This is a genomic window from Mucilaginibacter sp. P5_A4, assembly GCF_056400605.1.
On sequence record NZ_JBFUKX010000155.1, the window covers coordinates 1 to 946 of the forward strand.

The window sequence follows — 946 nt, forward strand, 5'->3', positions numbered from 1 at the left end:
CTGGATGATTTTAAGCCAGATTATGTTTACGTGCATGGTGATACCACAACATCCACATTTGCATCTGTTGCAGCTTTTTACAGCGGTGCCAAAGTGTGCCATGTAGAAGCAGGTTTACGAACCTATGATAAATTATCTCCGTTTCCGGAAGAAATTAACCGGCAATTGACATCCAGAATTGCTGATTTGCACCTGGCTCCAACACAAAAAGCAAAACAAAATCTGTTAAGTGAAGGAATAAAGGAAAGTACCATTATAATTACGGGGAATACGGTCATAGACGCGCTGTTTTATGCAGTTCAAAAACTGGAAAACTATGATGACGATGAGATCAGTTATGTAAATACCATTCTGGATAACAATAAAAAACTTATTTTAGTTACAGGACACAGGCGGGAAAACTTTGGATCTGGTTTTCTTAATATATGCAAAGCTTTAGCAACCCTGGCTACAAATGAAGATGTACAGATAATATACCCGGTGCACTTAAATCCGAATGTTTTAGAGCCCGTACAGTCTTTATTAAATGGAATAGATAACATTAAACTAATTAAACCGCTTTCTTATCCTGCATTTGTGTACCTGATGAAAAAAAGCTATCTTATATTAACAGATAGCGGCGGCGTACAGGAAGAAGCTCCAAGCCTGGGTAAACCGGTATTAGTGATGCGCAATACAACTGAGCGTCCGGAAGCTTTGGCTGCAGGTTGTGTGATTTTAGTAGGTACAGATCCCAAGGTTATAATATCAGAGGCAGAAAAGCTTTTGAATGATGAAACGCATTATAAAAAGATGTCGGGAGCAATTAATCCCTATGGTGATGGAAGCGCTTCAAGCAGGATACTTGAAAGTTTAATCAAGGCTATATGAAAAGGCAAATCCTGATTATTTCTTCTTATTATAATGAAGAAAACATAAAAGATGGAATGATGCAACGCGTAAAATC

1 protein-coding gene is annotated in these 946 nt (G+C 37.9%); it reads left to right on the plus strand.

Annotated elements, in window-relative coordinates:
* Positions 1-870, plus strand: an 870-nt coding sequence (gene wecB / locus AC1DQW_RS27775; RefSeq protein ID WP_477457035.1) for a non-hydrolyzing UDP-N-acetylglucosamine 2-epimerase, incomplete at its 5' end; no start/stop codon positions are given.
* Positions 871-946 lie beyond the last annotated feature (76 nt).